Raw genomic sequence first — 20,874 nt, 5'->3', positions numbered from 1 at the left:
CATGGTTTCACGGAGATTCAGACGCTCCGCAACCTGTGTCGGAGGGCGCTCGCCGACGCGAACGCGGTCCGCGGGTGCCCGACGCGCTCACGCTCCCCGCGCTCCTCGGGCCGGGCGGCGCGCGTCAGCTCACGCGGAGCGGTCGGTGACGTGGACGGTCTCGGCCCAGGTCGGCGGGGGCGGGGCGTCCTCGCCGATGAGGGCGGCGATGAGGCGGGCCGACGAGGGCTCCTCGGGCCACGGCGTGTAACCGTCGGTCAGCACGATCACGACGCCGGGCCGTTCGGGCAGGGCGAGGGCGGCCGCGATGCCGATCCGCATGTCGGTGCCGCCGCCTCCGGCGAGGGTGACCTGCTGCGCGGACGTCACCCGGGACGCTGCGTGGACGTCGGCGTCGCAGGCCAGCACGGTGACCCGGTTCCCGCCGACGCCGACCTCGCGCAGCACGCCGGTCACCTCGCCGAGGGCCGCCGCCAGTTCGTCCTCGCCCATCGACCCGGACGTGTCCACCACGATCGCGACGGCGGGCAGCGGGCGGCGCAGGCTCGGCAGGACCACGCCGCGCAGTGCGGCGGTGCGGCGGGACGGGCGCCGGTAGGTGTAGTCGACCGCTCCGGCCGCCCAGGCGACCGCCTCGCGTACGGCGCCTGCGAGCACGCGGCGCCAGTCGACGGTCGGTTCGAGGACCTGGTCGGCCCAGCGCTGCCAGCCCGCTGGGAGGGTGCCCCGGTTGCGCTGGTGCGCGCGCATGGCCTCGGCGGTGTGCCGCCGCAGCGCGTCGGCCTCGACCGAACTGACCCCACCGGGGTCGGCGATCTCCCAGTCGCCCGGCGTTCCGTGGGCTCCGGAGCCGCAGTCGGAGCACGTCACCGATGGGGGCAGGTGGGGGAGGTACTCCTCGAACAGCCCGCCCGCGTCGAGGCCGAACGTCCGGGGCTCCACCCGCCCGTCCGGCAGCGCCAGCCCGTCGTCGAGCAGGTCGTCGTTGATCTCGCAGTCCTGGGCCACGTTGACGCGTAGCCGGTCGCCCTGGTCTGCGGCGGGCAGCCGCTCGGCGCGGCCGTGGTGGTCGCGCAGCAGGTGCGCCACCTCGTGGATCCAGACGCCCGCGAGCTCGGGCACCGGCGTCTCCGCGACGAACGCCGGCGACACGTAGCACCGCCAGTGCCGGTCGACGGCCATCGTCGGCACCCGGGTGCTCGGCACGACCGTCAGCGAGTACAGCGCGGACGCGAGGTACGGCCGGTCGGTCGCGGCCCGGTACCGCGCCGCGAGGAGTTTGACCCGGTCGAGCTCGGCCATCGCTCAGCCGCCTCCCGGCAGGGCCCCGGACAGCCGCAGCAGGTCGACGAAGGCGTCGATGCCGCTCGGTACCGCCCAGTCGGTGTCGCGCAGCGCGGCCAGGTCGGCGGCGGCCCGGGCCGCGATGTCGGGAACCCCGGCGTCCACCGCCTTGGCCAGCACCGCCCAGCCGGCCTCCCAGCGCCGCCGGGTCAGGTCGCTCTGGACCGCCGAGACGACGGCGGTCAGGAACGCGAGCTGCCGGTCGCCGCGCGTCGGCAGGGCGAAGGCGTCGGGATCGGCGAGGACGCGGTTCGGGTCGGGCAGGTCGAGCTGTTCGAGGTAGTTGAGCAGCTCCATCCCGGCGCCGTCGCCGACGGCGCCGATCAGCGCGGCCGCGACCGCCTTGTCGTCGGCCCCGGTGGCGTACCCGGCCGCGAGCAGCCGCAGCGCCATCTCCCAGGTGCGCGGCGACGGCCACGCGCCGCCGCGGCTCTCCGCGTCACCGGGCAGGCTGTGGGCCAGACCGGGCCGCGCCGTGAGGAACCCGGAGATCACCCCGCGGGCCCGCGCCACCGCGCTCGGCACGCGGGACGGGTCGACGCGCGGCAGGGACACGGCCGGCCAGGTCCCCGCCATGCCCCGCGCGACCGTACGGGGATCGTGGGTCCAGCGCAGGTGGACGAACCGGTTGGCCAGGGGCGGGCTGAGGTGCCAGCCGTCCGCGGCGCTCGACGGCGGGTTCGCGGCGGCGACCACGCGGACCGGCTCGGGGAGCGTCAGGCTGCCGACGCGGCGTTCGAGGACGACGCGCAGCAGTGCGGCCTGCACGGCCGGGGGAGCGGAGGACAGCTCGTCGAAGAACACGAGGCCGTGCCCTGCCGTGGCCAGGCGGACCGCCCAGTCCGGCGGGGCCATCGGCACGCCCGTGGCGGCGGGGTCGTCACCGACGATGGGCAGGCCGGCGAAGTCGGACGGCTCGTGCACGCTGGCGATGACCGTCTCCAGCGGGACGCCGAGCGAGTCGGCCAGCTGCCGCAGGCCGGCGGACTTGCCGATGCCCGGCTCGCCCCACAGCAGCACGGGCAGGTTCGCCGACACCGCGAGGGCCAGCGCCTCGAGCTGCGGGTTCGCCGCCGGCTCCGTGCGCCGCGCGTCGAGGCGACGGACCAGGTCGTCGGCGGCGGACAGGGCGTCTTTCCCGGATGCGTCGGCGGCGGCCCGCGGATCCTTGGCGGGGATGTCGGCGGTGTTCAATCTTCCTCTTCCTCAAAGGGCCACGGCCACCGGCCGCGGCCGAGGCCGGGGTGGTCGCGATCCAGCTCCTTCTTGAGGAAGGCCAGGTCGCGGCGCTTGCACCGATGGATGTGGTCGCGCACTGACAAGCTCCAGCGGTCGGTGACGTCCCGCCGGGCCCCGGCGGCCAGCAGCTGACGCACGACGGCGACCGGGGCGCCCCGGCCCACGGCGACGAGCAGCGGCGTGCCCCTGTCCTGGTTCACGGCCTCCACCGACGCCCCGGCGGCCAGCAGCGCCCGGACGAGCCCGGCCGACCCGCCACCGCCGACCGCGGCGTGCAGCGGGGTGGACTCCAGGTCGTCCCGGTCGTTCACTTCCAGACCCGCCGCCAGGAGCCGCGGCAGCAGCGCCTCATGGTCGAGCAGGGGGAGCAGGTGCAGGAGCGTGCGCCGCCGGCCGTCGCGGATGAGGGGGTCCATTCCGGCGTCGAGGAGCCGCAGCACCCCCGGTGTGTCTCCGTGCTCGACGCGGGCGAACAGCTCACGCCGCTGCTCGCGCAGCGCCTTCGGCAGCCGGCCCCTGCCGGATCGCACCACCGGGAGCACGGCGAAGCAGCCGGTGACGGTGCCGCCCAGCGCCTCCATGGCGCGTTCCCGCAGCTGCTCGTCCTCCCCGTGCGGCACCCGCAGCGCCCCGTCGCGGAACGCGACGACGTGCCAGTCGCCGCGGCAGCGGACCCGTACGGGGGCGGGAGGCTCGGGATCCGGGGGACCGATCGGGCCGTCGGGGTCCGCCCGGCGGGGGAACAGCGCGGCACGCACCAGCGGGTGCAGGTGTTCCGGGTCCACGTCGCCGTACCGCACGGCGTCGAGGTCCGGCAGCCGCCGCCAGCAGGCCTCGGGCAGCACAGGGGGGCCGGTGTTGACCTGGCGGGCGAGGCTGGCACGCAGGCCACCGCTGTCGAGCCGCTCGAGGAGCACGGCAATCTCCCCGTGGTACAGGGTCGGGATCTGATAGCGGTTCCCGTGGCCGTGGTCCGCCAGTCGCCGGATCTCCGGCTCGAGACGGGTCAGGGCCAGATCCAGCCGCTCCAGGAGGGCCAGGGGCTCCATCCGGTAGGACCGGAGGATGGTGGGCTGGGTGGCGTCCAGCTCGATCCCGGCGGCCGCGAAGGCGGCCTCGACCTCGCCGCGTTCGTGGAGCAGGGTGACCCATTCGGTGTGCGCCGCCGGATCGGCGGGGCCGGGCGCGGCCTCCGGGAGCGCCGTACGAGGGCCGCCGTCGGCCTCGAAGAACGGCGCGCGGTCCCCGCCGCCGCAGCGTTCGCGCAGCTCGCCGGCGTGCCGTACGTCCCACAGGTGCCGCCCCCGGGTCCAGTCGTGGACGCGCCACGCGGCCCACTGTGACCCGTCCCGCTCGTCGACCCGGCCGAAGCGCAGGACGAGGCGCTGCGGCGCGTCGGGCCCCGTGGGCGTCGTCACGTGCAGGCACGGAGTGGCCGTGGACCGGTCCCAGGGACCGGTCGGCCCGGCGTCGGCGGACTCGCGCGCCACGGTCCGTACGGCGCTCAGCACCACCTGATGGTCGACGCGGATCGTCGTTCGGTCGCTCAGGATCCGGGGCACGTGCCAACGCAGCAGATCGGGTGCGAAGTGGCGCAGGTCGTCCTCGATCGCGGCCGCGAGGGCGTCGCCGTGTTCGTGCGCGATGTCGGCGAGGTCGAAGGCGATGTCCACGTTGGCCGCGGCGCAGGCGCCGCGCCAGTCCCCGGCGAGGCGTCGTTCGGTGGCCTGCTCGATCATCCACCGGGGCACGGCATACCGCCGGACCCGCCGCAGGTGTCCCGCTGTGTCCGATGTGTAGGACTTCGACCGCGTACGGCGGCGCGCGGTGTGGGGAGTGCCGATGACGTTCACTCTTCTTCGGTCAGCTCCGGGTACTCGCGTTCGATCCGCTCCGTGATGAAGCCGAGGTCGTCGCGCCCCTGCCACTCGATCAGCCGGTAGAGCGACAGCTCCTCGCCGTGGATCTCACCGGACACGTCGATCCGCGCCCCGGCGGCCAGCAGGGCCCGGACGAGCGCCGTCGAGCCGTCGCAGCAGATGGCCGTGAACAGCGGCGTGCGGCGCTCCGCGTCCCTGGCCTCGATGTCCAGCCCCGCCGCGAGGAGCCGGGCGAGCAGCCCGTCGTGGTCGAGGAGGCGCAAGGTGTGGGCGACCTCGCGCCGCCGGGCGCCGCGCACGCGCGGATCGGCGCCCCGGTCCAGCAGATGCAGCAAGTGCAGCAGCGTGCGTCCTCGGCCGTCGCGCACCCGGGGGTCGACACCGGCGTCCAGCAGCGCGAGCACGCCAGGAGCGTCGCCGTGCTGGATCCGCGCGAACAGCTCGTCCCGCTGGGCGCGCAGGGCCTTCGGCAGCCGTCCGGCCCCCGACGCCCACGTCTCCCGTACGGCGAAGCAGCCCGCGATCGCGCCGCCGAACGCCCGGAGCGCGCTCTCCCGCCGCTGCTCCTCCTCGTCGTGCGGGATGTGGATGACGCCCTTCCGAGACGCGACCTCGTGCCATTCGCCCTTGCACCGGACGCGGACCGGGGCGGGAGGCCCGGGATCGGGCGGTCCGACCGGGCCGTCGGCGGCCTTCCGGGCGGGGAACAGGGCCTCCCGGACGAGCGGGTGCAGCTGCTCAGGAGGCGTACGCCCGTCCCGGAGCAGATCCAGGTCGGGCAGCCGGCGCCAGCACGCCTCCGGCAGCACGTCGGCGTCGTCCGGGTCGTCGTACATCTCGAACGCGGCCACCCGCGCGCGTACGCCCGCCCCGGATCCGTCGAGCTCGAACAGGATGGCGGCGTACTGCCGGTACGGGATCCAGAACCGGTTCCGCCCCGACCGCGCGGCGAGCCGCCGCATCTCGGGCTCCAGCCGGGTGAGGGCCAGCGGCATCCGCTCGAACACGGCGAGCGGATCGACCTCGGGCGCACTGTAGTAGGAGTCGACCTCGACCGGATCGGTGTCCAACTCGACGCCTGCGGCGGCGAACGCCGCCGCGACCTCGTCCCTCTCGTGCAGCAGGGTGACCCACTCGGTGAGCGCCGCCGCGTCGCCGGGGCCGGGCGCGAGGTCGGGAAGGCTTGTACGGGAGGTGCCGTCGGTGAGGCCCGTACGCCCGTCCGGGGGGTTCATGCGGGAGGTGCCGTCGGTGACGCCCGTACACCCGTCCGGGAGGTTCGTGCGCGGGGTGCCGTCGCTGTCGAAGAAGGGTGCCCGGGTCTCGTCGCCGCCGCAGCGTTCCCGCAGCTCGCCGACGTGCCGTACGTCCCAGAGGTGCCGCGCGGCGCTCCAGTCCTGGACGATGTTGCGCCAGAACGCGGCGTACGCCACGTCGGTCTCCAGGTAGACCTCCTCCTGGGGCACGTTCCCGACGCACAGGGTCGGCCGCTGCGGACCGTGGGCCATCCAGCGCGGCGTCCTGATGTACAGGGCCGGTGCGCCCGCCGGATGGTTCAGGATCACCCTCTGGTCCGGGACGAGCGTCGTGTGGCCCCGGTCGAGGCGGGGCAGGTGCCAGCGCAGTAGGTCCGGGGCGAAGTGGAGCAGGTCCTCCTCGATCGCGGCCGCGACGGCGTCGCCGTGCTCGTTCGCGACCTCGGCGAGGTCGAAGGCGATGTCCACGTTGGCCGCGGCGCAGGCGCCGCGCCAGTCGCCGGCGAGGCGTCGCTCGGTGGCCTGCTCGATCATCCACCGGGGCACCGCGTACCGCCGGACCCGCCGCAGCCGCGACGCTTCGTGCGGAGGGTAAGAGCGGGACGGGACCCGTACGGCGCTCATCGGTAGAGGCTCGCGATGGCGTGTACGTCCGGGTGGGGACCTGAGGCCGGCCGCAGCCGGGGCGCGAGCGCTCGCTTGACCCGCCGGGGCACGCCGGGGCCGAACCCGACGTACTCCAGGCGGGTGTCCTCGGGCACGGCGGCCAGCACGGCCTTCGCACCGCGGCCGGTGACCCCCGTACGGCGGAGTTCGAGCCGGCGCAGCGGGCTGCCGGGCAGCGCGGCGGCCAGGGTGGCGGCGCCCGCGTCGCCGGTGACGTTGGCGGGCGCGCCGAGGCTGCGCTCGGAGGGCGGCCGGCCCAGGTCCAGCGCCTCGAGGCCGCCGAGGGCGTCGGCCAGCGCGCGGGCGCCCTCCGGGCCGATGCCGTTGCCGCCGAGTCCCAGCCGGACCGGGCGGGCGGGATCGGCCGCCGCCGCGAGTGCGGCGGCCCCTGCGTCGCCGAGGTGGTTCGCCGGGACGTACAGCTCGCGGACACCGGCGTCCCGGATGAGCGCGGCCAGCACGTCGGCCGCCTCGGGGCCCAGCCCGTTGCCGCCGAGGAAGACGCGTTCCACCGGTACGGGCCGGTCGGCGAACGCGGCGAGCATCGCCCGCAGTCCGTCGGCGGTCAGGCCGGTGTTCACCAGGTCGACGGTGCGGATCGTGGTGTTCCGGCGCAGCGCGCCGGCGAGGGCGCGCACTCCCGCGTCGCCGATCGGGTTGCGCTTCAGCCAGAGCGCGCGGACGGTGGTGTCCGCGGCCAGGCGGTCGGCGAGCGCCTCCGTACCCGCTTCGCCGATGCGGTTGCAGCCGAGGTACACCGTCTCCACACCGTGCCCGGGGACCAGCGCGTCCGCGACCGTCCGGGCTCCGTCGTCCCCGATCGCGTTCGTGCCGAGCAGCACGTGTACGGCGTGCGGCGAGGCGGCGGCGACGGGCAGCAGCAGGGCGGCGCCCGCCGGGCCCAGTCCCTGTTTGCACAGGTCCACCCGGCCGTCCGGGCGCACCGTGCCGAGCGGGAACGTCTCGTCCGCGGCCACCGGGGCCGGGTCGGCGAGGCGGGCGAGAAGCGGCGCGAGGTCCGCCGGATCGGCCGGCGGAACGTCGGGGTGCTCGATCGCGGGGCAGCGTACGGGCGTCGGCTCGGTCATCACCAATCCACCGGTCGGTAGTCCTTCAGGAACAGGCCGGACAGGCGCTCCCCGCCCACCCCGCGCACGATCGGGTCGTAGACCCGGGCCGCGCCGTCGATGACGTCCAGCGGCGGGCGGAACCCCGCCTCCCGCTGCACGGCCTTGTCCGGGTGCGGGCGCTCGTCGGTCACCCAGCCCGTGTCCACGCTGGTCATGTAGACGCCGGACGCCGCGTAGTCGGCCGCAGCGGTACGGGTCAGCATGTTCAGGGCGGCCTTGGCCATGTTCGTGTGCGGGTGGCGCACGGTCTTGTGGCCGCGGGAGAAGCTGCCCTCCATCGCCGACACCTGCACGACGTACCGGTCCGGCCACGGCGACGCCTCCAGCAGGCCGCGCAGCCGCGACGTCAGCAGGAACGGCGCGAAGGAGTTGACCAGGTGGACCTCCAGCCACTCGGCCGGATCCACCTCGTGCAGCCGGAGGCTCCAGCTGTTGATGTCGCGCAGGTCCAGCGGCTGCCCGGTCTCGTCCGTACGCCCGGCGGGGAACAGCGCCTCGAGGGTGTCGTCCCACGCCGCGACCGCCGTCATGCCGTCGGGGGAGCGGTCCGGGAGCCCGGCCACCGGCACGGGCTCGCCGGTCCCGGCCTCGGAGAGCGAGGGCGCGCCGGGTCCGACCGGCGGACGGGGGCGTGGGAATGCGCCGGGCGCGGCAGGCGCATGGGGAAGCGAGGGCGCGCCGGGCGCGGCTCCCGGATGGGGCGGTGAGGGCGCGCCGGGCGTGGTCGCCGGTCCTAGGAGCATGGAAGCGCCGATGGCGGGCGCGGGCCCGAAGGGCACCGAAGCGCCGCCGACGGTCGCGGCATCGGTCACGTCGATTCGGGCAGCGAGGCCGGTGAGGGGGTCGTGCTCGGCCGTGCGCACCTCACGGTGGTACGCGGCGGGGCGGCGGATCGTCTGGGCGGCGTTGTTGACGAGGATGTCCAGGGACGGGAACTCCCGGTGCGCGGCCTCCAGCAGACCCGCCACGGCGGCCAGGTCGAGCAGATCGACCCCGTGCACGCGGAGCCGGTCCAGCCAGTCGCCGGCGTCGGGAACGGCCGCGAACCGGCGCGCGGCGTCGCGCGGGAAACGGGTGGTCACCAGGACCTCCGCGCCGTCGCGCAACAGCTTCAGCGCGAGCTGAAAACCGATCTTCACCCGCCCGCCCGTCACGATCGCGCGGCGGCCGCGCAGATCGCACCGGGCGTCCCGGCGGGCCAGATTCTCCTCGGCGCACGCCGGGCAGAGCAGGTGGTACTCGGGATGCATGAGCCGGTAGTGCGCCTTGCAGACGTAACAGCGCCGCGCCTTGACCAGCAGCCGCCCGGATCCCGCGGTCCGGTCGCCCGGCGGACCGGGCCGAAGGCCGGGGTCCTGCTCCGGTGAGCGCATCGTCGGTGCGGGCCGGTGGTCCGGCGGTACGGCATGCCGCTCCGGCGCGACGGGCCGGTCGCTGGGTGGGCCGGACTGCAGGGCGGGGCCTTGCTCCGGGGGGCGTGCCGACGGTCCAGGCGGCGGCATGGGATGCCGCTCCGGTCGCGCCGACGTCACGGTCCGGTCGCCCGGTGGGCCGGACTGCAGGGCGGCGCCTTGCTCCGACGGCGCGGGCGGGTCGCCTGGCCGACCGGGCTCGGGGTCCTGGTCCCGGTATCGGGTCGCGGCGGCGGTCGCCTCGCGATCGTGCCGTCTGCGGTCGGCGTGCCGGGACGCCTTCCGCGCCTTCTTGCCCGCCCGGTACAGCTGCGCGGCGGCGTCGTGCACGGCCGCCCAGCGGGGGTCGTCCGGATGCGCCGCGCGGGCCCGCTCCATCACGCGTAGGCACGCGTCGATCTCGGCCTGGTCGGGGGCGGTGCCGGATCCGGCCGGGCGGCTCCCGGGCCGGTCGGGATCGACGACCACGGACACCCCCACCGATCTGCTCCACGAAAAAAGGGCAAGGCCGGCCGGATTCGAACCGGCGTCCTCCAACCTGCTGTAAGGCGCGACGACCTCTGCGCTACGGCCCTGCCGCGAGAGAGCGTAGCGAACAACCCGGACACTTCGGGATTGAACAGGAGGGATGCGCTTCCTAGGCGCGCAGACCCGGCCCGTCGGCGGCCGGTGCCGACCGCCAAGACGCGCCCGCTCTGTGGCCGGTGCCGACCGCCCGGATCGGCCGGTGTGAGTGACAGGGCCGGCCGGATTCGAACCGGCGTCCTCCCGCTTTGGCGTCAGGCGCGACGACCTCTGCGCTACGGCCCTGCCGCTGGTGAGGGTAACGAATGCGGGGCGAGACCGACCGGATTCGAACCGGCGTCCTCCTGATCTGGAGTCAGGCGCGACGACCTCTGCGCTACGGCCTCGCGCGAGAGAGCGTAGCGACATCAGGCGGCGGGCAGGGCGAAGGGCCGTCACCCGCGGATCGGTGCCACCTGACGCCGGGGGATTACCGGCGAAATGCCCGGAGGCAAAACCGACATAAATACTTTCGCCATTAAGGGAAATGCTTTACCGCTGGAATATTGACGGCCGGCCGCAGTGCATCTTGAATAAGTGGCTGGGAGGCTTTCACTGATGAAAACCTATGGCTATGACTATGTTTTCGCGTTGAACGTCGACACGGTCAACGAGATCCTGACTAGCAATCTCGAGAGCGTCGACCAGACCATTGACTATTTAGCAGTGGACCAGGACAGCGGGTCGACGATCACGCTGAACGCTCGGCTCGCGCCCTGGCAGATGGTGGGCGGGCAGAATTCCTTGGTCAATCTCAACATTCCCATCGAGCAGGAATCGCTCGCGCTGACGGGCGGATCGATCGTCGGCAGCTACGACCTCAGTGGCGTCACGCCCGAACTGCAGATAACACTCGGCTGGGTCGGAACAGGCGACCAGCAGGTGGAAAACGGAAGTGGCGACCAGACGCATTTGACCTTCAACCCGGATCCCGGCGCGGACCAGAACAATCCCGGCTACGTCGCAACCTTGAAGATCAACGATCCCGATAACCGGCTGGACGCGGTGGCCACGGGGATCCTGTCGGGGTTGATGGCCGACGCGCTGTTCGCGAACCGGGACAAGGTCGCCTACGTCTTCGCCGACGTGAACCCCACGCCGCCGGAGCTGGCGTCGTGGCTCAATCCAGGCGAATGGCAGTACTTCGTCTCTCAAGGCGGCGACGGCGACGGTGCCCTGTGCTTCTTGTGCATGTTGAACGACGGTGATGCCTTCCCGTCCCAGCCCTCCTTCGACTCATCGGCCCTGTCGTGTGGACGGCCAGCTCGGGCTTCAGCCTCAACTACGCCGGCCTGAACGCGTCGCTCCGACTCGGAGGCGACCCGCTCTTCGTCTGACCTGGAGGTCCGGACATGAAGCATTTGAAACGTTCACTCAAGGGGGCGCACCCGTGACCGCTTCTCCAGACCAGCGATTCGTCCAGTTGCGGTGTGCCAACGCGCGACTCGGGAGTGCCACCACGACGATGACGTTCCTGTCCGCAGCGGACGGGACAACCCTCAGCGTGGCGAACAACGGGGTGCTCGCGGACATCGCAAAGCGCGATCCCCAGCGAGCCGAGCGGCTCTGCACCGGGATGCAGCAGCTCATCGGTCGTAACGATGCGGTGATGCGCTGGCTCGAAGCCGACCCGGCGAATACCGCGTTGTTCGCCACCGATCCCATCGCCGCGCTACGGTGCGCGTTGCCCGACCTCCCAGAGGACTTCTTCAGCGGGTGGCAGTGACGTGCCGAGCAACGGCGGTCGCTCGACCGCCGGCGGTGTCCGCTGGACGGGGAACCGGGACGGGGGCGAGACCGGCCGGATTCGAACCGGCGTCCTCCTGCTTGCAGAACAGGCGCGACGACCTCTGCGCTACGGCCTCGCCGCGAGCGAGGATAGCGACACAAGGGGCGAATGATCCCTAAGGCCGTCGGCGGCCGATAGTGGACCGCCCTATTGCCCTGGTTCGGTAGGCGTCTTACGTTCCATCCGGAAAGCGCTTTCCCAGCCGAGGCAGGTGGTTCGATGGTGCGCGCGACGGCGGAGCGATCGAGATGGGGTCGGGTACGGGGACGGGTCCTCGCGGCGGCGGTGCTCCTGGCATGCGGGATGGCGGTCACGCCGACTGCCGAGGCGGCCGCCCGTCCGGCGTCCGCCACGCAGCCGGGGCACGGCTGGGTGGGGTCCTGGGAGGCGTCACCGGCCCAGGGCGTGACCGGTCCGGCCGGCACGCTGTCCGGCTCCTCGCTCCGGAACATCGTGCACCTCAGCGCGGGTGGCGCGGCCGTACGGATCCGGCTGTCGAACAGGTTCGGCACCGAGCCGCTGACCCTCGGGCATGCCACCGTCGCCGTACGGGCGGGCGCGGACGGCGCGGCGGCCGTTCCCGGCACCATGCGCGAGGTGACCTTCCACGGGGCGCGATCCGCCTCCGTGCCGGCCGGAGCGGACCTGGCCACGGACCCGACCCCGCTCGCCGTACGGCCCGGGACGGACCTGCTCGTCACCCTCTACCTTCCCGCCGTCGCGGGCCCGGTGACCACGCACTCGCTCGCCCAGCAGATCTCGTACGACGCTCCCGGCGGCGACCACGCGCGGGACATGTCCGGTGACGCCTACACCGGCACGGTCGGGCAGCGGTATTACCTCACCGGCGTCGACGTGCTGAACCCGCCCACGCGCGGCAGCCTCGCCGTCCTCGGCGACTCGATCACCGACGGCTACGCGTCGACCGTCGGGGCGAACCACCGCTGGCCGGACTACCTCGCCGACCGCATCCGCGCCCTGCCGCCGGTGCGGCGCCTGGGCGTGCTCAACGCCGGCATCAGCGGGAACCGGCTCCTGCTCGACGGCGGATCCTTCGGCGTCAACGCGCTCGCCCGGTTCGATGAGGACGTCCTGTCGCGGACGAACGTCCGTACGCTCATCGTCCTCGAAGGGATCAACGACATCCAGCAGACGCCGCACCAGACCGACCCGAAGAAGCTCGAGGCGGCGTACGAGACCATCGCGGCCCGCGCCCACGCCCGGGGCATCAAGGTGATCGGCGCGACGATCCTGCCGTTCAAGGGCTGGAAGGTGTACGACGACACCCTCGAGGCCACCCGGCAGGCGGTCAACGCGTACATCCGCACCAGCCGCACGTTCGACGGCGTCGTCGACTTCGACGCGGTCACCCGTGACCCGGCCGCCCCGCTCGCGATGCTCCCCGCGTACGACTCCGGCGACCACCTGCACCCGAACGACGCCGGCTACCGCGTCATGGCCGACGCGGTGGACCTGGCCGGGCTGTGAGGCCGAGGCGGGCCGCCGGCCTCACCGAGACCGCCGGCCCGCCGCACGTCTCAGAAGCTGACGGCCGACAGTTTGTCCGGGTTCCGGATGACGTCGAGTTCCGTGATCCGGCCGCCGTCGACGGTGAACGCGACGACGCTCAGCACGCCGCCGACATCCCGCATGACCAGCCCCGGAGCGCCGTTGATCTCCACGATCCGCACAGCGTCGACCGGAATGCGGGCGTACGCCAGCAGCCTCCGTGCGACGTTCGCCGCGCCCCGCTCGACATGGCGCAGCGCCGAGACCTTTCCGCCGCCGTCGCCCCGCCACGTGACATCGGGATCGAGCACCGAGACGAGCCCCTCCAGGTCACCGTCCCGGCACGCCGCCACGAACGCGGCGACCACCCTCCGCTGCTCGGTGTACGTGGGCGGGAAACGCGGCAGGCCCTGCTCGACGTGCTGCCGCGCGCGAGAGGCGAGCTGGCGCACCGCCCCCGGCGAGCGTCCCACGACCTCGGCGACCTCGCCGAAGGACAGCCCGAACACGTCATGGAGCAGGAACGCCGTCCGCTCCGCCGGTGACAGACGCTCGAGGACGACGAGCAGCGCCATGCTCACCGACTCGTCGAGCGTGACCCGGTCGGCGGGGTCGTCGACCTCCTTGACGAGCGGTTCGGGCAGCCACGGGCCGACGTACCGCTCACGCCGTACGCGTGCGCTGCCCAGCGCGTCGAGCGCCAGCCGGCCGACGGCCGTCGTCAGCCAGGCGCGCAGATCGCGGATCCCGGCCGGATCGTCGAGCCGGCGAAGGCGCAGCCACGCCTCCTGGACGCAGTCCTCCGCCTCGGCCAGGGAGCCGGTCGTCGCGTACGCCACGTTGAGCAGCCGCGGCCGCTCCGCTTCGAACGCCCGCGCGAGCTCGTCTTGATCGGCGGTCCCGTCGCGGTTCGACCCTGCCGCCGTCATCGCGCCTCCAGCCATGATGCGAAGCGCGTCGATCCGCGCACGTCGGGCCGATCGCTGGTGAGCGCACCCGAGCGCAGCGCCCGCCCGATCCCGCCGGGCAGCGGCAGGGGCAGGGGCAGTACGCGGCGGCCGGTCACCGACCGCCAGGTCCGGGCGACGTCCCGGATGTCGGCGACCTCCGGGCCGGCCACGTCGACGCGCCGCCGGTACGGGGCGCCCTCCGCGGCATCGGCGACCGCCCGCGCCACCTCGGCGACGGCGATGGACTGCAGCCGGCCCCGCGGCACCGGCAGCACCCGCCACCGCGCGCCCGACGCGAACGTGGCGTCGACCAGCTCATGGAACTGCGTCGCGCGCACGATCGTCCACGGAACGCGGCCATCCTCGACGACCCGCTCCTGCTCGGCCTTCACCCGGAAGTAGCTCATCGGAATCCGGTCACAGCCGACGATCGACACACAGACATGGTGCCCTACGCCCGCAATCTCCTCCGCGGCCAGCAGTCGCCGCGACCCCTCGACGAGGGTGTCCGCCGCTTGCTTCTGCGCGTTGGCCGCGTCGACCACGACCTCGCATCCCGCCAGGGCCTCGTCGAGCCCTTCTCCGGTCGTCAGGTCGACCCGGTACTTCTCCGCGCTCCGGCTCAGCACCCGCACGTCGTGCCCGCGCGAGCGCAGCTCCTCGACCAGATGCCGGCCGAGCGTCCCCGTTCCTCCAGCGACAGCGATTCTCATGCCCTAGAGACGACATGGCCGCTGAATGTGTTACATGCCCCCTTGCGTACTCGCTCCAGGTCCGCGGTCACGGTTGCCGGGCATTTTGTACATCCGGACCGGGATCGGCTGAGTTTGTAGGCCACGGCCGGTCGTGGAGGCACGCCCTGGAGCGCGACACGGAGATCATCAATCAGATACTTAGCGTGATTGATCGAATACATCTAGTAGCGTCGCTCGCGAAGTCGATCTACGAGGGCATCCCTCACGACAGAGCGGGAGTTCAGTGCTGATGTCACAACGATTCAGATCCGCGCTCACCGCGCCGGCCTGCGCCCTGTTGGCGCTGGCGGTCGCGGTTGGAACGCAGGTGGCGGCCGGTACCGGTGCGCACGCCGCCCCCAGAGTGCGGCAGACGCGGACCGTCTACGCGCCCTGTGTCCGGCAGGGGCAGGCGACCTACCCCGTCGACTACTACTGGAAGAACCCCATCGGCTGGCGGCTGGGCAGCGGGTCGGTGTCGGTCACCACCTCACCGTCCCTGTGGGGCGGGCAGATCGCACCGGGCAGCACCTTCACCCTCACTCTGACGCACCGCACGGCTCAGTGGCCGTGGGTGGTCTCCCAGTACCGCACCACGTGGGATGTGTCGTCACTGCTGGCCTACGCCGATGTGGTCGGCCAGTCGGGGGCCGGCAGCATCAGCGGCACGACCCTGACGATCCCCTCGCCGGGAGGAAAACGCGACGCCCCCCCGCAGGTCATCACCTTCCGAGTCAGGCAAGGCACCATCGGCGGGAGCATGACCATCCGGCCGGTCGGGATCTGGAGCAACAACTCCGCTCCGGGCCAGCTCGGAAACAACACGCCCGCCCCGCCGATCCAGATCGTGAACGGGCAGTCCATCTCGCCCACCAACGCCGCCGACGACACCGCCACCACCCAGGGCAAACCCGTCAGCGTGCCCGTCCTGGCCAACGACACCGCGACCGCACCGACGATCACCAGCGTCACCCAGCCTAAGGCCGGGACCGCGACGATCTCCGGCGGTAACGTCGTCTACACACCCGCTCCGGGCTTCGTCGGCGCCGACACTTTCACCTACACCATCGCCACCGACTGCGGAACCGCCACCGCCAAGGTCACCGTCGCCGTACCATGCACCGATACGCCCGTCACCCTGACCAACGGCAGCTTCGAAGCGCCACCGGTGACCGGGTTCCAGATGCTCCCCGACGCCTCGACCAACCCGGCCATCGGCTGGCACACCACCGCCACCGACCACCTGGTGGAGTTCTGGCGTACCGGCTACAGCGGGGTCCCATCAGCTGATGGGCAGCAGTTCGCCGAACTCAACGCCAACATGTTCTCCACGCTGTATCAGGACCTGCCCACCGTTCCCGGAACCGTCATGACCTGGTCGCTGTATCACCGGGGCGTTGCGGGCACCGACACCATGCATGTGCTCATCGGAGCCCCTGGCGCGACTGTGGCCCAGATCCCCGCCGGAGCCTCCTCACCGGACATCACCGACGGCAACACCGGCTGGCGCCGCTACACCGGGACGTACGTCGTCCCGCCTGGGCAGACCGTCACCCGGTTCTCCTTCGAGTCGGTGTCGACCGCGGGCGGTAATCCATCGACCGGCAACCTTCTGGACGGCGTCGTCTTCGAGACCCCACGCTGCCCGCCCACGGCCAAGACCGCGGCGAAGGCGTAGTGATCGACCGCTGACCCGCAAATGCTCCTGTGCAGCAGGGGGTTGTGGTGATCGCCCTGCTGTACAGGAGCTTCGGTGTCCGTCCCGTTTCGGCCCGCGGCCAAGTCGTTCAGGAGCGTGCGCGGCGACGCTTTGGCTTCGGCGGCGGGCCGTTCAGCCGGAGAAGCGCCTCCCGTACGGCGACGCGCCCCGCCATCCGAAACGCTCCGTCGTGCGAGTCGACCTCATGCACGTGGATCTTCTGGAGGACGACCGCGACCGCGAGCGGTGTGCCGGTCACCTGCTCCGCCAGCTCCTCCCGGATGCCTTCGGCCAGCGCGGCGCGGTATCCGGGCAGCTCGGGGTGGAAGTGATCCTCGACGGTGGCGCTGTCGGCGACCTCGAACGTGAAGCCTTCCTCCCACGGCTCGAAGTCCACGAGGACGATCGCGACGTCACTGGGACAACTCGTCTGCCGCACATACCGCGCCCACACTCCACGGATCGGACACGGCGGAAACGCACCTTCCATGCTCCGAACCTAACGACCTGGTCGCCAAACTGCCACGCCTGCGCCGAATGATGACCGGCATATCCAACTAGAACCTCGACCGCACCGCTCCACTGATCGACGAACTACGCAAGATCGCCGACGCGCATCAGGCCACGATCGGCCAGGTCGCACTGGCGTGGCTGATCACCTACTACGGGGACACCGTCGTCGCCACACCGGGCGCTTCCAAACCACACCACGCCGAGGAGGCCGCCGGCGCGATGAGAATCGCGCTGACCAACGAGGAGACCGAACGCCTCGCCGACCTGTCGATGAGGGTCACCCGGCTCTGACCGTCCAGGTCGTCACCTCGACGCAGTCGCTTTCGTTCGAGCCGCTGAAGGTGCTCTTTCGTCAGGTCTCCGGGGTATTCATTGGTTCCTGATCGATGCGACCGTTACCTCGACGCAGTTGCCCTCGTTGGATCCGCTGCGCGCGCTCTTGCGCCAGGTCGCACCGGTGAGATCGGCAGTATTCATGGTGCTGACGCTATCTCTTTGAGGAGTCGAAGCGAAGAGGGAGGATCGAGGGCTGCGCCTTGGAAGTAGGTGAAGATCCTCTCGTACGTGACGACCTTGGCCTCGTTCTCGATGAACGTGCATTGGGTGAAGTCCTCGACGACCGTCGCTATCAGCTGACCGGGTGGCCGGAGCGACAGGATATGAAACGGCCCTGCTATGCCGAGATGCACGTTGGCGGACAACGGAAGCACATGCAGCGTGACCGGCGCTAGGCCGGATACATTGATCAGCTGCTCGAGTTGGTCCTTCATTATCGAGTGGTCACCGACCTGCTGCCGCAAGGCGGCTTCACCGATCACCACCTCAAGGCGTGGCGGGCCGGGTTTGGTTAGAACCCGTTGTCGTTTCATCCGAAACCGCACGAGCTCGGCGCTGTTCCGTCTCACACTACGGAGCCCGGCTTTCATCAGGGCGAGGCATAGGCCTCGGACTGGAGAAGGCCAGGGATGACGTTCGGCTCGAAGTTGCGAATTAGCGCTGAGTCCTCTTCAAGACTGGCGAGGTCGAGAGCGGCGGACGAGATGCGCCCCTCATAGGCGCGCCCCCACTGCTTGTGGTCGTGCTTGGCGAGGTGGATGAGGGACTCGCGGAGGGGGCCTTTGGGGACGCCGTAGAAGTCGAGCAGGTCGGTAAGTTCCTGCGGGTCGACGGGGTGCAGGCCGTTCTCGAGCGTGCTGAGCCAGCCCGTGGAACGGCCGTAGCGGCGGCTGGCCGTGTCCACGGTCATCCCGTTCTCTTCACGGGCCTTGCGCAGCGCCGATCCGATCCGGCGCAGGCGTACGGAGGGCGCTTTCGCGAAGGGCATCTGCCCGGCATGTCACCGTCCGCGCCGAATCGAATACGGAAAGTCGCGCAGGGTGAACGTTCAGGAGGTGTGGCGTTTCGCCGGGAAGCCGTGCGTACGGGCCGCGATGACGACCAGCAGGACCGGGGCTAGAAGGAGCAGGAGGCTCCACGGGAACGATCCCGGGCCAACGTGGTCGAGGAGGACGCCGCCGATGATTCCACCGCCGGCCATGGCGACGCTCCACAGGGTGACAAGCATGGCCTGTGCGGCGTCGCCCTGGTCGCCGCCCGCGTCGCCGACGGCGGTCTGCAGCAGGGTGGGAACGCCTCCCCAGCCGAGCCCCCACAGCGCTGCGGCGCCGTACACAAGTGCAGGGCTTCCGGCGAACAGGGCCAGCACGGCTGCTGCGGCGGCGACGAGGAGGGTGGCGGCGATGGTGAGGGTTCGCAGTCGGCGGTGGATGTGCGCGCCGACGACCCAGATGCTCACCATGGAGGCGACGCCGAACACCAGCAGCACCAGGTCGGTGGAGCCGCCCATGCCCCGCCGGTCGAGGAAGGTCGCGATGTACGCGTAGAGGATCGTGTGGGCGAGCACGAACACCAGGGTGACGAACAGGACCGGTGTCACACCGGGGACGCGCAGCGCGGCCAGGATGGAGGGCCGGTCGTTCTGCCGGCGGCCCGGGTGGTCGGGGACAGCCGCGCCGATCCAGGCGAGGAGGACGACGGTGAGCGCGGTCATGCTCAGGAACGCCGTCTGCCAGTCCAGCGACTTGCCGAGAAAGGTCCCGGCGGGCACGCCCAGCGACAACGCGATCGGGATGCCCGCCATCGCGATGGCCAGCGCCCTGCCCTGGAGATGGGCGGGGGCCAGGCGGCGTGCGTATCCGGCCAGCAACGCCCAGGCCAGGCCCGCCGCCACTCCGGCGACGAACCGGGCGGCCATGGTGAGGGGATAGTTCGCCGAGAGGGCCGTGACCGTGTTGGCGGCGGCGAACCCCGTCATCGCGGGCAGCAGCAGGCGCTTGCGCCGCCATCCCGCCGTGGCGGCGGTCAGGGGGATCGCGGTCAGCGCCGTGGCGAGCGCATAGATCGTCACCAGCTGTCCGGTCGCGGACTCGCTGACCTGAAGGTCCGCGCTCATCGCGGGCAGCAGGCCCGCGGGCAGGGTCTCGGTCAGACTGGTGATGAAGACGGCGGTCGCCAGCGCCAGCAGCGCCGACAGGGGGAGCCGGCGGTTCTCGGCAGGTGAGTGGACAGGTCGCTCTGTATTGCTCAGGGCCATGCCCGTATGCTCAAACCTTCACATAGATGTGAAGGTCAATCCGGGGCCCTATGAGGTGACGCACATGCGCATCGGCGAGTTGTCAGAGCGCACGGGCACGTCCCGGCGGCTGCTGCGCTACTACGAAGAGCAGGGCCTGATCGTCTCCGAGCGCTGCGCGAACGGCTACCGCGATTATGATCCACGCTTCGTCGACCGGGTCATCCAGATCAGGGGCCTGCTCGACGCCGGGCTGCCGACCCGGATCATCAAGCAGATCCTGCCGTGCCTCGACAAGCCCCGGTCCATCCACTTCCCGGACGCGACCCCCGAGATGATCGGCACGCTGGAACGGGAACGCGACCGCATGACCGATCGCATCGAGTGCCTGACCCGCAACCGGGACGCCATCGCCGAATACCTCGAAGCCGTACTCGGCGGCGTCCGCGATCGCCCGTGAGAGGCGAGCCATAGACCCCGCTGTGATCCCTGGCCGTCGCTGCGCCATGGGAGCAGTGAAAGCCGGGGATCAAGGGCGCGATGCTCATCAGGCCACGGGGATGACCTCGTACACGTTGGGAGCGGCCCTCTCGATCAGGTCGCCCACCCGCTCTCTGGTCGCCTTGACGACCGGGTGGCTGGCCGTGGCCCGTTTGAGCTCACCCTCACTCGTCCAGTGCATGAAGTTGATCACCTGGGTTCCGTCCAGGCTGCGGAGTAGGTGCATCGACAGCAGTCCCGGAACGTCTGCCGCATCGCCGGCGCCGAGGATGCAGTCGATCAATTCCTGTTGCTTTTCGGGCCGTACGGTGAAGACGTTGAGGGCCAGGACGCCGCTCTGATCGGCTGTCGGGATCACGTTCATGACGGTTCCTCTTTCCGGGAGATGTGTTGCGGCGGCCGTTGCCTCGTCTGGGTTGCCGGTCCGCTCGTCCCCGAGGTTAGAGAAATATCTGTGCCTCGTGTGTAACACTTAAGGCCGTGCGTGAACACTCGCCTGGACCTCGACGCCGTGGTCCCCGCTCCGACGCTCAGCGCAATGACCGGCTCATCCTCGAGGCGGCAGCGCGCGTGCTCGCCGAAGACCCCAAGGCGACGATTCAGCGCATCGCCGACGAGGCGGGGGTGGTACGCCTCACTGTCTATCGGCGCTATCAGAACCGCGACGCGCTGCGTCGCGCGATCTTCGAGGCGGCCGCCTCCGAGGCCGGGAAGGTCATCACGGAGATCGACCACGACATGGATCCGGTCGACGCGCTTCGGACGCTCATCATCGAGATGGCGGGGATCGCCCAGCGCTATCCGCTTCTGTCCGTCGGGACCGATCTTCAGCCCTTGCCCGGGGACGTACGGCGCCCTACGCCGCCACCTGCCGGCAAGGCGATGCAGGAGGCCGTCATCGCACTCGTGCGACGAGGCCAGGAGCGGGGGAGCCTGCGGGCGGACCTCCCCGCCGAACTCCTTCCGCAAGCGATCGCGGGCACCCTGCGAATCACCCTCCGATTCGCCCGAAGCCTGAAGACCGACCCGTCGACGATCGGGACCCAGGTCGCCGACCTGCTCCTGTACGGCTTCGCGACTCAACATCACGTTTGACCCGAACGAGCGGATCGGCGG

21 protein-coding genes and 4 tRNA genes are annotated in these 20,874 nt (G+C 71.5%); 7 read left to right on the top strand and 18 right to left on the bottom strand.

Features of this window, described 5'->3' with window-relative positions; genetic code table 11:
- Window positions 1-129 precede the first annotated feature (129 nt).
- The 9 genes from AB0I04_RS09920 to AB0I04_RS09880 form a co-directional block, all read right to left on the bottom strand.
- Window positions 130-1,302 (bottom strand): VWA-like domain-containing protein, encoded by a 1,173-nt coding sequence (locus AB0I04_RS09920; protein WP_360881631.1) that lies wholly within the window; start codon window positions 1,300-1,302, stop codon window positions 130-132.
- Window positions 1,303-1,305: 3 nt separating this feature from the next.
- Window positions 1,306-2,538: an AAA family ATPase gene (locus tag AB0I04_RS09915; protein WP_360881629.1), complete on the bottom strand. Its 1,233-nt coding sequence runs from the start codon at window positions 2,536-2,538 to the stop codon at window positions 1,306-1,308.
- On the bottom strand, window positions 2,535-4,436 hold the full coding sequence (locus AB0I04_RS09910; RefSeq protein ID WP_360881627.1) for an ankyrin repeat domain-containing protein: 1,902 nt from the start codon (window positions 4,434-4,436) through the stop codon (window positions 2,535-2,537). Before AB0I04_RS09910 ends, AB0I04_RS09915 begins: the two co-directional genes overlap by 4 nt.
- The gene (locus AB0I04_RS09905; RefSeq protein ID WP_360881625.1) at window positions 4,433-6,343 is read right to left on the bottom strand and encodes a hypothetical protein; all 1,911 of its coding nucleotides are present in this window, start codon (window positions 6,341-6,343) and stop codon (window positions 4,433-4,435) included. The genes AB0I04_RS09910 and AB0I04_RS09905 overlap by 4 nt, the downstream gene beginning before the upstream one ends.
- Complete coding sequence (locus AB0I04_RS09900; protein WP_360881623.1) at window positions 6,340-7,473, bottom strand: gala protein; 1,134 nt, start codon at window positions 7,471-7,473, stop codon at window positions 6,340-6,342. The genes AB0I04_RS09905 and AB0I04_RS09900 overlap by 4 nt, the downstream gene beginning before the upstream one ends.
- Window positions 7,473-9,407 carry an SDR family NAD(P)-dependent oxidoreductase gene (locus AB0I04_RS09895; RefSeq protein ID WP_360881621.1) on the bottom strand — a complete coding sequence of 645 codons (1,935 nt, stop codon included), beginning with the start codon at window positions 9,405-9,407 and terminating at the stop codon, window positions 7,473-7,475. The genes AB0I04_RS09900 and AB0I04_RS09895 overlap by 1 nt, the downstream gene beginning before the upstream one ends.
- A 23-nt stretch (window positions 9,408-9,430) precedes the next feature.
- Window positions 9,431-9,502, bottom strand: a tRNA-OTHER gene (locus AB0I04_RS09890).
- A gap of 162 nt (window positions 9,503-9,664) precedes the next feature.
- A tRNA-Trp gene (locus AB0I04_RS09885) sits at window positions 9,665-9,737 on the bottom strand.
- Window positions 9,738-9,765: 28 nt separating this feature from the next.
- Window positions 9,766-9,838: transfer RNA gene (locus AB0I04_RS09880), tRNA-Trp, on the bottom strand.
- Window positions 9,839-10,049: 211 nt separating this feature from the next.
- Here AB0I04_RS09880 and AB0I04_RS09875 point away from each other — a divergent pair.
- Complete coding sequence (locus AB0I04_RS09875) at window positions 10,050-10,787, top strand: hypothetical protein (RefSeq protein ID WP_360881619.1); 738 nt, start codon at window positions 10,050-10,052, stop codon at window positions 10,785-10,787.
- A 94-nt stretch (window positions 10,788-10,881) separates the two neighbouring features.
- Window positions 10,882-11,217, top strand: coding sequence for a hypothetical protein (locus tag AB0I04_RS09870; protein WP_360881617.1), 336 nt, complete (start codon window positions 10,882-10,884; stop codon window positions 11,215-11,217).
- A gap of 66 nt (window positions 11,218-11,283) precedes the next feature.
- Here the strand turns inward: AB0I04_RS09870 and AB0I04_RS09865 are convergent.
- Window positions 11,284-11,356 (bottom strand) — tRNA-Ala (locus tag AB0I04_RS09865).
- A gap of 143 nt (window positions 11,357-11,499) precedes the next feature.
- On the opposite strand from AB0I04_RS09865, the gene AB0I04_RS09860 reads away from it, so the two are divergent.
- Window positions 11,500-12,768 (top strand): SGNH/GDSL hydrolase family protein, encoded by a 1,269-nt coding sequence (locus AB0I04_RS09860; RefSeq protein WP_360881615.1) that lies wholly within the window; start codon window positions 11,500-11,502, stop codon window positions 12,766-12,768.
- 50 nt (window positions 12,769-12,818) lie between these two features.
- Here AB0I04_RS09860 and sigJ read toward each other — a convergent pair whose 3' ends face one another.
- Both sigJ and AB0I04_RS09850 read right to left on the bottom strand, forming a co-directional pair.
- Window positions 12,819-13,718 carry an RNA polymerase sigma factor SigJ gene (sigJ, locus tag AB0I04_RS09855; RefSeq protein ID WP_360881613.1) on the bottom strand — a complete coding sequence of 300 codons (900 nt, stop codon included), beginning with the start codon at window positions 13,716-13,718 and terminating at the stop codon, window positions 12,819-12,821.
- The gene (locus AB0I04_RS09850) at window positions 13,715-14,452 is read right to left on the bottom strand and encodes an NAD(P)H-binding protein (RefSeq protein WP_360881611.1); all 738 of its coding nucleotides are present in this window, start codon (window positions 14,450-14,452) and stop codon (window positions 13,715-13,717) included. Before AB0I04_RS09850 ends, sigJ begins: the two co-directional genes overlap by 4 nt.
- A gap of 271 nt (window positions 14,453-14,723) precedes the next feature.
- On the opposite strand from AB0I04_RS09850, the gene AB0I04_RS09845 reads away from it, so the two are divergent.
- A complete protein-coding gene (locus AB0I04_RS09845) occupies window positions 14,724-16,151 on the top strand; it encodes an Ig-like domain-containing protein (RefSeq protein ID WP_360881609.1) in 1,428 nt (475 codons plus the stop codon).
- Between the two features lie 109 nt (window positions 16,152-16,260).
- On the opposite strand, the gene AB0I04_RS09840 is transcribed toward AB0I04_RS09845, so the two are convergent.
- Window positions 16,261-16,662: a hypothetical protein gene (locus AB0I04_RS09840; protein WP_360881607.1), complete on the bottom strand. Its 402-nt coding sequence runs from the start codon at window positions 16,660-16,662 to the stop codon at window positions 16,261-16,263.
- Between the two features lie 92 nt (window positions 16,663-16,754).
- Between AB0I04_RS09840 and AB0I04_RS09835 the strand changes: the two genes are divergently transcribed.
- Window positions 16,755-16,976: an aldo/keto reductase gene (locus tag AB0I04_RS09835; RefSeq protein ID WP_360881764.1), complete on the top strand. Its 222-nt coding sequence runs from the start codon at window positions 16,755-16,757 to the stop codon at window positions 16,974-16,976.
- A 78-nt stretch (window positions 16,977-17,054) separates the two neighbouring features.
- On the opposite strand, the gene AB0I04_RS09830 is transcribed toward AB0I04_RS09835, so the two are convergent.
- From AB0I04_RS09830 to AB0I04_RS09815, 4 genes are read right to left on the bottom strand one after another with little or no spacing between them, the layout of a single operon-like run.
- Entirely contained in the window at window positions 17,055-17,162 is a 108-nt protein-coding gene (locus AB0I04_RS09830; RefSeq protein ID WP_360881605.1) for a DUF397 domain-containing protein, read from the bottom strand.
- A complete protein-coding gene (locus AB0I04_RS09825) occupies window positions 17,159-17,611 on the bottom strand; it encodes a DUF5753 domain-containing protein (protein WP_360881603.1) in 453 nt (150 codons plus the stop codon). The genes AB0I04_RS09830 and AB0I04_RS09825 overlap by 4 nt, the downstream gene beginning before the upstream one ends.
- Window positions 17,611-18,009 carry a Scr1 family TA system antitoxin-like transcriptional regulator gene (locus tag AB0I04_RS09820; protein WP_360881601.1) on the bottom strand — a complete coding sequence of 133 codons (399 nt, stop codon included), beginning with the start codon at window positions 18,007-18,009 and terminating at the stop codon, window positions 17,611-17,613. The genes AB0I04_RS09825 and AB0I04_RS09820 overlap by 1 nt, the downstream gene beginning before the upstream one ends.
- Before the next feature lie 60 nt (window positions 18,010-18,069).
- Entirely contained in the window at window positions 18,070-19,278 is a 1,209-nt protein-coding gene (locus tag AB0I04_RS09815; protein ID WP_360881599.1) for an MFS transporter, read from the bottom strand.
- Window positions 19,279-19,342: 64 nt separating this feature from the next.
- On the opposite strand from AB0I04_RS09815, the gene AB0I04_RS09810 reads away from it, so the two are divergent.
- Complete coding sequence (locus AB0I04_RS09810) at window positions 19,343-19,717, top strand: MerR family transcriptional regulator (protein WP_360881597.1); 375 nt, start codon at window positions 19,343-19,345, stop codon at window positions 19,715-19,717.
- Window positions 19,718-19,804: 87 nt separating this feature from the next.
- Here AB0I04_RS09810 and AB0I04_RS09805 read toward each other — a convergent pair whose 3' ends face one another.
- Window positions 19,805-20,122: an antibiotic biosynthesis monooxygenase family protein gene (locus tag AB0I04_RS09805; RefSeq protein WP_360881595.1), complete on the bottom strand. Its 318-nt coding sequence runs from the start codon at window positions 20,120-20,122 to the stop codon at window positions 19,805-19,807.
- 116 nt (window positions 20,123-20,238) lie between these two features.
- Between AB0I04_RS09805 and AB0I04_RS09800 the strand changes: the two genes are divergently transcribed.
- Window positions 20,239-20,853 (top strand): helix-turn-helix domain-containing protein, encoded by a 615-nt coding sequence (locus AB0I04_RS09800; protein WP_360881593.1) that lies wholly within the window; start codon window positions 20,239-20,241, stop codon window positions 20,851-20,853.
- Window positions 20,854-20,874 lie beyond the last annotated feature (21 nt).

Source organism: Actinoallomurus sp. NPDC050550 (assembly GCF_040655075.1).
Lineage (GTDB): Bacteria > Actinomycetota > Actinomycetes > Streptosporangiales > Streptosporangiaceae > Actinoallomurus.
Note: the sequence above shows the minus strand (reverse complement) of the source record. Positions and strands in the feature narration are given on the sequence as shown.

Coding starts and splice junctions, on each gene's coding strand:
- AB0I04_RS09860 (WP_360881615.1), top strand. CDS start 11,500: ATGGTGCGCGCGACGGCGGAGCGATCGAGATGGGGTCGGGTACGGGGA.
- AB0I04_RS09820 (WP_360881601.1), bottom strand. CDS start 18,009: ATGCCCTTCGCGAAAGCGCCCTCCGTACGCCTGCGCCGGATCGGATCG.
- AB0I04_RS09810 (WP_360881597.1), top strand. CDS start 19,343: ATGCGCATCGGCGAGTTGTCAGAGCGCACGGGCACGTCCCGGCGGCTG.
- AB0I04_RS09825 (WP_360881603.1), bottom strand. CDS start 17,611: ATGAAAGCCGGGCTCCGTAGTGTGAGACGGAACAGCGCCGAGCTCGTG.
- AB0I04_RS09840 (WP_360881607.1), bottom strand. CDS start 16,662: ATGGAAGGTGCGTTTCCGCCGTGTCCGATCCGTGGAGTGTGGGCGCGG.
- AB0I04_RS09920 (WP_360881631.1), bottom strand. CDS start 1,302: ATGGCCGAGCTCGACCGGGTCAAACTCCTCGCGGCGCGGTACCGGGCC.
- AB0I04_RS09830 (WP_360881605.1), bottom strand. CDS start 17,162: ATGAATACTGCCGATCTCACCGGTGCGACCTGGCGCAAGAGCGCGCGC.
- AB0I04_RS09875 (WP_360881619.1), top strand. CDS start 10,050: ATGAAAACCTATGGCTATGACTATGTTTTCGCGTTGAACGTCGACACG.
- AB0I04_RS09905 (WP_360881625.1), bottom strand. CDS start 6,343: ATGAGCGCCGTACGGGTCCCGTCCCGCTCTTACCCTCCGCACGAAGCG.
- AB0I04_RS09815 (WP_360881599.1), bottom strand. CDS start 19,278: ATGGCCCTGAGCAATACAGAGCGACCTGTCCACTCACCTGCCGAGAAC.
- AB0I04_RS09845 (WP_360881609.1), top strand. CDS start 14,724: ATGTCACAACGATTCAGATCCGCGCTCACCGCGCCGGCCTGCGCCCTG.
- sigJ (WP_360881613.1), bottom strand. CDS start 13,718: ATGACGGCGGCAGGGTCGAACCGCGACGGGACCGCCGATCAAGACGAG.
- AB0I04_RS09805 (WP_360881595.1), bottom strand. CDS start 20,122: ATGAACGTGATCCCGACAGCCGATCAGAGCGGCGTCCTGGCCCTCAAC.
- AB0I04_RS09850 (WP_360881611.1), bottom strand. CDS start 14,452: ATGAGAATCGCTGTCGCTGGAGGAACGGGGACGCTCGGCCGGCATCTG.
- AB0I04_RS09900 (WP_360881623.1), bottom strand. CDS start 7,473: ATGACCGAGCCGACGCCCGTACGCTGCCCCGCGATCGAGCACCCCGAC.